This window comes from Cellulomonas sp. NPDC055163, assembly GCF_053607065.1.
Map to the genome: position 1 here is coordinate 73,087 of NZ_JBSGSU010000011.1, position 10,012 is coordinate 83,098.

The 10,012-nt window shown below is 74.7% G+C and carries 10 protein-coding genes; 3 read left to right on the forward strand and 7 right to left on the reverse strand.

Annotated elements, in window-relative coordinates:
* Nucleotides 1-4 precede the first annotated feature (4 nt).
* Together ACWFNE_RS18935 and ACWFNE_RS18940 are read left to right on the forward strand one after the other, a co-directional pair.
* Entirely contained in the window at nt 5-313 is a 309-nt protein-coding gene (locus ACWFNE_RS18935; RefSeq protein WP_452123989.1) for an AzlD domain-containing protein, read from the forward strand.
* A 348-nt stretch (nt 314-661) separates the two neighbouring features.
* Nucleotides 662-1,228 carry an N-acetyltransferase family protein gene (locus ACWFNE_RS18940; RefSeq protein ID WP_452123969.1) on the forward strand — a complete coding sequence of 189 codons (567 nt, stop codon included), beginning with the start codon at nt 662-664 and terminating at the stop codon, nt 1,226-1,228.
* 5 nt (nt 1,229-1,233) lie between these two features.
* Here the strand turns inward: ACWFNE_RS18940 and ACWFNE_RS18945 are convergent, their stop codons facing one another.
* The 6 genes from ACWFNE_RS18945 to ACWFNE_RS18970 form a co-directional block, all read right to left on the reverse strand.
* A complete protein-coding gene (locus ACWFNE_RS18945; RefSeq protein WP_452123970.1) occupies nt 1,234-1,707 on the reverse strand; it encodes a hypothetical protein in 474 nt (157 codons plus the stop codon).
* Nucleotides 1,708-1,711: 4 nt separating this feature from the next.
* Complete coding sequence (gene dapB / locus ACWFNE_RS18950; RefSeq protein ID WP_452123971.1) at nt 1,712-2,470, reverse strand: 4-hydroxy-tetrahydrodipicolinate reductase; 759 nt, start codon at nt 2,468-2,470, stop codon at nt 1,712-1,714.
* Nucleotides 2,471-2,717: 247 nt separating this feature from the next.
* Nucleotides 2,718-4,049, reverse strand: coding sequence for a M16 family metallopeptidase (locus ACWFNE_RS18955; RefSeq protein ID WP_452123972.1), 1,332 nt, complete (start codon nt 4,047-4,049; stop codon nt 2,718-2,720).
* Nucleotide 4,050: 1 nt separating this feature from the next.
* Nucleotides 4,051-6,294, reverse strand: a complete 2,244-nt coding sequence (locus ACWFNE_RS18960; RefSeq protein ID WP_452123973.1) for a polyribonucleotide nucleotidyltransferase — start codon at nt 6,292-6,294, stop codon at nt 4,051-4,053.
* A gap of 218 nt (nt 6,295-6,512) precedes the next feature.
* Nucleotides 6,513-6,782, reverse strand: coding sequence for a 30S ribosomal protein S15 (gene rpsO / locus ACWFNE_RS18965; protein ID WP_034628123.1), 270 nt, complete (start codon nt 6,780-6,782; stop codon nt 6,513-6,515).
* Nucleotides 6,783-6,900: 118 nt separating this feature from the next.
* Complete coding sequence (locus ACWFNE_RS18970) at nt 6,901-7,905, reverse strand: bifunctional riboflavin kinase/FAD synthetase (RefSeq protein ID WP_452123974.1); 1,005 nt, start codon at nt 7,903-7,905, stop codon at nt 6,901-6,903.
* Between the two features lie 147 nt (nt 7,906-8,052).
* Between ACWFNE_RS18970 and ACWFNE_RS18975 the strand changes: the two genes are divergently transcribed.
* Nucleotides 8,053-8,583 (forward strand): NUDIX hydrolase, encoded by a 531-nt coding sequence (locus tag ACWFNE_RS18975; RefSeq protein WP_452123975.1) that lies wholly within the window; start codon nt 8,053-8,055, stop codon nt 8,581-8,583.
* A gap of 107 nt (nt 8,584-8,690) precedes the next feature.
* On the opposite strand, the gene truB is transcribed toward ACWFNE_RS18975, so the two are convergent.
* Entirely contained in the window at nt 8,691-9,695 is a 1,005-nt protein-coding gene (gene truB / locus ACWFNE_RS18980; RefSeq protein ID WP_452123976.1) for a tRNA pseudouridine(55) synthase TruB, read from the reverse strand.
* Nucleotides 9,696-10,012 lie beyond the last annotated feature (317 nt).

Below are 10,012 nucleotides of genomic sequence, written 5' to 3' on the forward strand. Positions count from 1 at the left end.
CACGATGACCTGGCTCGCGATCCTCGCCGCCTCCGCGGTCTGCTTCGCGATCAAGCTCGTCGGCCACCTCGTGCCCGAGCACTGGCTCGCCGAGCCGCGCGTGGCCCGCACCGCCGCCCTGGTCACCGTCGCTCTGCTCTCGGCGCTCGTCGGCGTGCAGACGCTCACGGACGGGCGGGCGCTCGTCGTGGACGCGCGGCTGCCCGCGCTCGCGGTCGCGGGGATCGCGCTCGCGCTGCGGGCGCCGTTCGTCGTCGTCGTCGCCGCCGCCGCGCTGACCGCCGGGGTGCTGCGGGCGCTCGGCATGCCGTGACCGGGGTCGAGCCGCACGCCGTCGCGCGTTCTGGCGAACCGGGCACGCACGCAGGGCCGGCCGCCGTCGCGCGACGCCGCACCGAGCGCCGGCCGTGGCGTCGCCGCCGGACAGCGTGCCCAAGGCCGGCCGCTGCGCCGCCGCGCCTGGCGGGTTCGGCGCGGACCGCACCGTCCACGTGGCGGCAGCGCTGACGCCGCGCGTGCCACCGCCGTTGGTAGCCTGCCTCGGACGGCTGCAGCGACGCCCGCCCCGCCGCACGCACCGCCCTCCCGACCCCTGCCCCCCGGAGCCCGTCGTGCCCCTCCCCCTGCTCCCGGCCCCGCGACCGCGCACCGCGACGCCGTGATGGCCCTGTTCAGCGAGCAGGCCGACGTCTCGGTGCGCCCCGCGGTCCCCGGCGACGAGCTCGCGATCGCCGCGATCCAGCTCGACGCCTGGCGCAGCGCGCACGCCGCCACGCTTGGTCCGGACGTGCTCGCCCAGCTCGACGGCGCCGCGTTCGCCGAGCGATGGGCCCGGGCGATCACCTCTCCCCCGGGGCGCGGCTACCGCGTGCTCGTCGCGTGCGAGGGCGCCGACGTCGTGGGCTTCGCGGCCGTCGCCCCCGTGCCCGCCGCGGAGGACACGCCCCTCGCCGCTCCCGGCGGTGAGCTGCTCGCGCTGGAGGTGGCCCCCGCGTCCCAGCGGGTCGGCCACGGATCGCGCCTGCTCGCGGCGGCCGTCGACCTCCTGCGCGAGGACGGCAGCGACCACCTGCAGACCTGGGTGCTCGACGGCGACGCCGCCCGCGCGCAGTTCCTCACCTCCGCGGGCCTGGGCGCCGACGACGCGGTCCGTGCGCTCGCGACGGGGACGGGCCCGGGCGGAGAGGACCTCACGGTCCGCGAGCACCGCTGGTCGGCCGTCATCTGACGGGTCTACCGCCCGCGGTGCAGCCGAGCGGCCGTGCGCAGCGCCGCCCGTGCGCGGCGCCGGTCCCCCGCGGCGTCGTAGGCGAACGCGAGTCGATACCACGAGCCCCAGTCGTCGGGCGTGCTCTCGGTCTCGGCGCGGACGGACTCGAACGCCGCGTCGGCGGCCGCGCGGTCGATGCGCCCTCCGGGCGAGCGGGGCAGGTCGTCGGCGAGGAGCCCGCCGGTCGCCGCCAGCTCGTCGGCCATGCGCTGCACGTGCACGGCGAGCAGCCACTCGCGCACGACGAACCAGACGGCGATGAGCGGGAGCACGAGGACCGCCGCACCGAGCCCGATGCCGACAGGGTCGCCCGTGCGCAGCAGGGTCAGCGCACGCGCCGACACGGCCCACACGTAGAGCGCGAGCAGCGCGGTGAGTCCGACCGCACCGGCGATCGACCGCCACCGCGCCCCGGTGCGCGCCGGGCCGCCCGTCACGCCGTCACCCGAGGTCGAGCACGTGCTCGAGGCCCACGGTCAGCCCGGGATGGTCGGCGACCACGCGCACCGCGTGCACGACGCCCGGCATGAAGCTCTCGCGGTCGAACGAGTCGTGCCGGATCGTCAGCTGCTCGCCGCGGTTGCCGAGCAGGATCTCCTCGTGCGCGGTGAGCCCGCGCAGCCGGACCGCGTGCACGCGCACACCGTCGACGTCCGCGCCGCGCGCACCGTCCAGGGTCGTGCTCGTCGCGTCCGGGCTCGGGCCGAGCCCCGCCTGCGCCCGTGCTGCGGCGATCGCCTGGGCGGTGTGCCGCGCGGTGCCGGACGGGGCGTCGACCTTGTCCGGGTGGTGCAGCTCGACCACCTCGACGGACTCGAAGTAGCGGGCCGCCCGCGCGGCGAACGTCATCGCGAGCACCGCGCCGAGCGCGAAGTTGGGGGCGATCAGCACACCGATGCCGGGCCGCGTCGCGAGCTGCGCGCGCACGGTGTCGAGCGCCTCGGGGGTCCAGCCGGTGGTGCCGACGACCGCGTGCACCCCGGCGTCGACGAGCGCCCGCACGTTCTCGGCCGTGGCGCTCGGCACCGTGAAGTCGACGGCGACGTGCGCACCGGCGGAGCGCACCGCGGCCCCCACGTCCGTACCGGCGTCGAGCGCCGCGACGAGCTCGAGGCCCGGCGCCGCCTCGACAGCCCGGACGACCGTCGACCCCATGCGTCCCGCGGCTCCGAGGACGGCGACCCTGATCTGCTCGCTCACGGGTGACCACCCTAGTCGCCGTGCGACGCACCGCGGTCCGCCGTCGCCCCGGTCCGGCGGGCCGACGCGCTCCGGCCGCGGGGGCCGTCCGCACGGCTGGCCCGCCGAGCCGGCCGACCGCGCCGGGTCCGCGCACGACCGTCGAGCATCCCCGACCGGCGCACACCCCCGGACGCGGACCGCCCGCTCTCGCGGGGTGCGAGAACGGGCGGTCGTGGTGCTCGGCCGGCGACGTGCGGCGGCGGGATCAGGCCGCGAAGGGGCCGATCCGGACGAGGGACCGGGGCCGCGCCGCGAGCTCGGCCGCGAGCTCCTGGACGTCGGAGGCGCGCACGCCCCGGATCCGCTCCAGCGTCTCGTCGACCGACAGCAGCTCGCCGTGCACGAGCTCGGACTTCCCGAGCCGGCTCATCCGCGACCCGGTGTCCTCCATGCCCAGGACCATGCCGCCCGAGAGCTGACCGATCGAGCGCTGGAGCTCCGCCGCGGTGATGCCGGAGTCGGCGAGGCGCTCCCACTCGGACACGAGGAGCTCGGTGACCTCGTCGACCTTGCCCGGCGCGCACCCGGCGTAGAGCCCGAAGACGCCGGTGTCGGCGTGCCCCGAGGCGAACGAGTAGGTCGAGTACGCGAGGCCGCGCTTCTCGCGGATCTCCTGGAACAGGCGCGAGGACATCCCGCCGCCCAGCACCGCGTTGAGGACCGAGAGCGTGAACCGGCGCGGGTCGGTGGCGGTGAGGCCGGTGCCGCCGACGATGACGTTCGCCTGCTCCGTGGTCCGCGAGACCGTGATCTGCGAGCCCTCCGCCGGGATGCCGCCCTCGACGTCCTCGGCGCGACGGCGGGCGTTCGGTGCCGCGCCGTCCGCGAGGTCCCACCCGCCCTCGGCGAGGGCGTGCGCGACCTGCTTGACGAGCACGTCGTGGTCGACGCCGCCCGCGGCCGTGACCACGAGGGTCGCCGGCCGGTAGTGCTCGCGGTAGTGCTCCCAGACGGCGTCGCGCGGGACCGCCCGGATCGTGTCCGGGGTGCCGCCGATCGGGCGTCCGAGCGGGTGCGTGCCGAGCACGGCCTCCGCGAAGCGCTCGTGCACGACGTCGCTCGGGTCGTCGTCGTTCATCGCGAGCTCTTCGAGGATGACGCCGCGCTCGGTCTCGAGCTCGTCGGTGTCCAGGCGCGCGGAGGTCACCATGTCCGCGATGACGTCGACCGCCATAGGCAGGTCGGTGTCGAGCACGCGTGCGTAGTAGCACGTGTGCTCCTTGCCGGTGGCCGCGTTCGCCTCGCCGCCGACCTCGTCGAACGCCTCCGCGATGTCCATCGCGCTGCGCCGCGCCGTGCCCTTGAAGAGCAGGTGCTCGAGGAAGTGGGTCGACCCGTGGTGCCCGTCACGCTCGTCGCGCGAGCCGATGCCGACCCACGCCCCGACCGTCGCGGAGCGCAGGCCGGGCATGTGCTCGCTGAGCACGCGGACCCCGCCGGGCAGGACGGAACGACGCACGATGGCGTCGCCGTCCTGCCCGGCGGTCAGCTCGCTGCCCGGGTCACCGGGCCGTGCGAGCGGGAGGTCCAGCGGCACGTCAGGCTTCGGCCGGCTCGGTGGCGACGGTCTCGGCCGAGGCCGCGTCGTCCGTCGCCGCGGCCCCGTCGATCACCGCGTGCAGCGAGAGCTTGCCGCGCGGGTCGATCTCGCCGATCTCGACCTGGACCTTCTGGCCCACACCGAGCACGTCCTCGACGTTCTCCACGCGCTTGCCGCCGACGAGCTTGCGGATCTGCGAGATGTGGAGAAGGCCGTCCTTGCCCGGCGACAGCGAGATGAACGCGCCGAAGGTGGTCGTCTTGACGACGGTCCCCACGAAGCGCTCGCCGATCTCGGGCATGTGCGGGTTGGCGATCGCGTTGATCGCCGCCCGCGCGGCCTCCGCCGACGGACCGTCGGTGGCGCCGATGAAGACCGTGCCGTCGTCCTCGATGGAGATGTCGGCACCGGTCTCGGCCTGGATCTGGTTGATCATCTTGCCCTTCGGGCCGATGACCTCGCCGATCTTGTCGACCGGGACCTGGACCGTGATGACGCGCGGGGCGTACGGGCTCATCTCGTCGGGCGCGTCGATCGCCTCGTTGATGACGTCGAGGATCGCGAGGCGCGCCTCCTTGGCCTGGTTCAGCGCGCCGGTCAGCACCGAGGCGGGGATGCCCTCGAGCTTCGTGTCGAGCTGGATGGCCGTGACGAACTCACGCGTGCCGGCGACCTTGAAGTCCATGTCACCGAACGCGTCCTCGGCGCCCAGGATGTCGGTCAGCGCGGCGTACCGCGTCTGGCCGTCGACCTGGTCGGAGACGAGGCCCATCGCGATGCCGGCGACCGGCGCGCGCAGCGGGACGCCGGCGTTGAGCAGCGAGAGCGTCGAGGCGCAGACCGAGCCCATCGACGTCGAGCCGTTCGAGCCGAGCGCCTCGGAGACCTGGCGGATCGCGTAGGGGAACTCCTCGCGGCTCGGCAGGACGGTCATGAGCGCACGCTCGGCGAGCGCCCCGTGACCGATCTCGCGGCGCTTCGGCGAACCGACGCGGCCCGTCTCGCCCGTGGAGTACGGCGGGAAGTTGTAGTTGTGCATGTAGCGCTTGCGCGTCTCCGGGGAGAGCGTGTCGAGCTGCTGCTCCATGCGGAGCATGTTGAGCGTCGTGACGCCCATGATCTGCGTCTCGCCGCGCTCGAAGATCGCGGAGCCGTGCACGCGGGGCAGGACCTCGACCTCGGCCGAGAGCGTGCGGATGTCGCGCAGGCCACGGCCGTCGATCCGGAAGCCGTCCGTGAGGATGCGCTGGCGGATGAGCGTCTTGGTGATCGAGCGGACGGCTGCGGACAGCTCCTTCTCGCGCCCGGCGAACTGCTCGCCGAGCTGGCCGAGGACCTCGGCCTTGACCTCGTCGAGGCGGTTCTCACGGGTCTGCTTGTCCGCGATCGTGAGCGCCTCGCCGAGCGGGCCGGCGGCCGCGGCGTGGACGGCCTCGAGCGCGTCGGGCTGGTACTCGGGGAAGACCGGGAAGTCCTGCGTGGGCTTCGCGGCGCGCGCGGCCAGGTCGGCCTGCGCCTCGGCGAGCACGCGGATGAACGGCTTCGCGGCCTCGATGCCCTGCGAGACGACGTCCTCGGTGGGGGCGGTCGCGCCCTCCTCCTTGATGAGGTTCCACGCCTTCTCGGGCGCCTCGGCCTCGATCATCGCGATCGCGACGTCGTCGCCGACGACGCGACCGGCCACGACCATGTCGAACGTCGCGCGCTCGCGCTCGGAGTAGCGGGGGAACGCGACCCACTGGCCGTCGATGAGCGCGACGCGCACCGCGGCGACCGGGCCGGAGAACGGCAGGCCCGAGAGCTGCGTCGAGATCGACGCGGCGTTGATCGCGAGCACGTCGTACGCGTCGTCCGGGTGGATCGACAGGACGGTGACGACGACCTGGACCTCGTTGCGCAGGCCCTTGACGAACAGGGGGCGCAGCGGGCGGTCGACGAGACGGCACGCGAGGATCGCCTCGGTCGAGGGGCGGCCCTCACGGCGGAAGAACGAGCCGGGGATCTTGCCCGCGGCGTACTGCCGCTCCTCGACGTCGATCGTCAGGGGGAAGAAGTCGAACTGCTCCTTCGGGTGCTTGCCGGCCGTGGTGGCCGACAGCAGCGTGGTCTCGCCGTCGAGGTACGCGACGGCCGCGCCGGCTGCCTGACGGGCGAGGCGCCCGGTCTCGAAGCGCACGGTGCGGGTGCCGAAGCGACCGTTGTCGATCACTGCCTCGGCGAACTGGATCTCGGGACCCTCCATGGGTGCCCTCCTCTTCGTTGAAGGCGCCGGCCTGACCACGGCGGTCTTCGATCGAGGCACCCGGAGCGAGGCTCCGGACGCCACTACCGAGGACCGGACGGGTGGTCGGCGCGGTGGGTGGTGCTGGTGGTGCTCGTCGTGCCCGCCGGGCCCGTCCACCTGGACGTGCCCGACGCGGAACCAGCCCGGACCCTGGGGGCCCGGGCTGGTCCGAGGTGCTAGCGGCGCAGGCCGAGACGCTCGATCAGGCTGCGGTAGCGGTTGATGTCGACCTTCTGGAGGTAGCCCAGGAGGCGGCGACGCTGGCCGACCAGGAGCAGCAGGCCACGCCGGCTGTGGTGGTCGTGCTTGTGCGCCTTGAGGTGCTCGGTGAGGTCCTTGATGCGCTGCGTGAGCATCGCGATCTGCACCTCGGGGGAACCGGTGTCGCCCTCGTGGGTCGCGTACTCGGTCATGATGGACTGCTTGGTGGCACTGTCGAGGGGCACGGTTCTCCAGGTGTGTACTCGTTGCGCGGTGCTCCGGGGCATGTCCACCCGAGCGCTCTCGGTCCGCGGCCGATCTGACGGCACCTGCATGTTACCAGCCGGTGACCTGCGGCCCAATTCACCGGACGGTCGGTGCAGGCCCGATCCCCAGGACCGCACGCGCACGCGCGACGTCCTCGTGCATCTGCTCGACGAGCGCCTCGACCGAGTCGAACCGCTCCGTCGGGCGCAGCCGGTCGACGAGCTCGAGGACGACCTCGTCGTCGTACAGGTCGAGGTCCGTGCGGTCGAGCACGTACGCCTCGACGCGCCGCTGAAGCCCCGCGAACGTCGGGTTGGTCCCGATCGACACCGCCGCGGGCAGCACCTGCGCCGCGTCCGCCGCGGCCGCTCCGGGCCCGGCGACCCGGCGCAGCCAGCCGGCGTAGACGCCGTCGGCCGGCACCATGCCGGTCGCGTCCGTCGCCAGGTTCGCCGTCGGGAAGCCGAGCTCGCGCCCACGGGCGTCGCCGTGCACGACGACCCCGCGCAGCCGGTGCGGTCGCCCCAGCACGTGCGCGGCCCCCGCGACGTCGCCCGCGTCGAGCAGCTCGCGGACCCAGGTCGAGGACCACCGGCGGTGCCCCTCCCCCTCGCTCGCGCTGGGCTCGGGCACGACGTCCTCGAGCACCTCGACCGTGAACCCGTACCGCCGCCCGAGCTCGACCATCGTGCCGAGGTCGCCCGAGTTCTCCCAGCCGAAGCGCACGTCGCGCCCCACGACGACGGTGCGCGCGGCGAGGCCGCCGACGAGGTACCGCTCGACGAACTCGGCAGGCGTCTGCCGCGCGAACTCCAGCGTGTACGGCAGGAGCAGCACGGCGTCCAGGCCGGTCCCGGCGAGCAGCTCGAGACGGTCCGCGTCACCCGTGAGCAGCGGCGGCGCGTGCTCCGGGTGGTGCACCTGCTGCGGGTGCGGTGTGAACGTGACCGCGACCGCAGCCGCGCCGGACGCGCGCGCGTCCGCGACGAGCCGGGTCAGCACGCTGACGTGGCCGCGGTGCACGCCGTCGAAGTTGCCGATCGTCACGACGGACGGGCCGAAGCCGTCCGGCACGTCGACAAGGTCGGTCCAGCGGTGCACTCGCGCTCCTCGGAGACGGGGCCGCGGTGGCGGCCGGTCAGGCGGGGACAAGCCTGCCACGCACGGGAGGTCCCGCCGGACCGTGCCCACCCCGGCGAGGGGGCACCGGGTTCGGGAGGCGGCGGCGCGCGGGCCTAGGGTCGGACGATGCGATGGCAGACCTTCGGCGAGCGGACCGTGTACGACTCCCCCTGGGTACGGGTCGCGCTCGTGGACGTCGAGGTCCCCGGCGTGGGCCGCCTCGACCACCACGTCGTCCGGATGCCGGCGCACGCCGCCGGCACGGTCGTGTACGACCGTGGGCGCGGGGTGCTGATGCTCTGGCGCCACCGCTTCATCACGGACACGTGGGGCTGGGAGATCCCGGCCGGACGCCTGGAGGACGGTGAGACGCCCGCAGCCGCGGCGGCTCGCGAGACGCTCGAGGAGACCGGTTGGCGTCCCGGGCCGCTGCGCCCGCTCGTCCGGTACCACCCGACCAACGGCTCGAGCGACCAGACCTTCCACGTGTTCGTCGCCGACGGCGCCACGCACGTCGGTGAGCCCGCGGACGCGTTCGAGTCCGAGCGCGTCGCGTGGGTCCCGCTCGACGAGGTGCGTGCCCTCGCGCGCGACGGCGGCATCGGCGACGGCCTCTCGCTCACCGGGCTGCTGCGCTTCCTGCTCGACCGTCCCTGAACGCCGGTCAGGACGACGGCGGGGGCGACGCGACCGGGCGGGTGCACGCTGCGTCCGCACGCCGGTCGGCGCGGGCCGGGCCGGGCGGGCCGGGCGGTACGGGCCGGTCAGGCGGGGGCGAACACGAGGACCGGTGCGGCGTGCTCGCCCCGCTCCTCGAGCAGCGCGACGAGGGTCCCCTCCGGCGAGATCGCCGCGACCGGCCCCGCGGCGCGCGGCTCGTCCGGCCCTCCGGTCTCGGGGTGGGCCGCGATGCGCTTGCCGTACGAGAGTGCCGCGGCCTCCTGCGCCGTGAGCTCCCGGACCGGGAAGATCGCCCGCGCCGCGTCCGCGAGCGGGAGGACGTCGAGCGGGACGTCCTCGGGCCAGGCGAGCAGCTCGTCCAGCGTCCGGGCCCCGGCCAGGTCGTAGCCGCCGACGCGGGTGCGCCGGAGGGCGGTCAGGTGGCCGCCCACGCCGAGCGCCGCACCGAGGTCGCGGGCGAGCGCCCGGACGTAGGTGCCTGACGAGCACACCACCGTGACGTCGACGTCCACCACGCCGGTGGGCACGAGCCCGTCACCGCCTCCGGCGTGCCGCACGTCGTGCACGTCGAACCGGCTCACGGTGACCGGGCGCGCCGCGAGCGCGACGTCCTCACCGGCCCGGACGCGGGCGTACGCGCGCTGGCCGTCGACCTTGATCGCGCTCACGGAGCTCGGCACCTGCTCGATGCGCCCGGTGAGGGCGGCGACGGGCGCGGACAGGTCGTCCCGCGTCACGGCCGATGCGTCGGCGACGGCCGCGACCTCGCCCTCGGCGTCGTCGGTCGTCGTGCCGACGCCGAGCCGGATCGTCGCGCGGTACTCCTTGTCCGCGCCGACCACGTACGTGAGCAGCCGCGTCGCGCGCCCGACCCCGACGACGAGCACCCCGGTCGCCATCGGGTCGAGGGTCCCCGCGTGGCCGACCTTGCGCGTCCCGGCGATCCGGCGCATCCGTGCGACGACGTCGTGGCTGGTCATCCCCGCAGGCTTGTCCACGACGACGATCCCGTCCGGGGCGGTGGGGCGGCGCGGACCGGGCGCGGTGCGCCGGCGCGCGGTCCGTGGTGCGTCGTCGGTCGTGTTCATGCCCGGCAGGCTATCCGCCGGGTCACGCCCGATACGTGCCGCCGGGCGCCCATCCCCTCGACGGACTGATCCGCACGTGCGCGCCGACCACCGCATATCGGTGCCGCCCATGCGTCGGTGCGGGCACACAACAGACGTAGATGCGGTATCGAGTCGCTCGGTGCCCATGTACCGCCGAACCCGGCGTGGAGGGCCGGGCACGGCGCGATGGCCCGTGCACGGCGCGATGGCCCCGGCACGGTGCGGGGGGGGGGGGGGGAAAAAAGACGTTCCCCGCCCGTGTCTGGTTCACCACCGTCGAACCATGATCCCTGTCC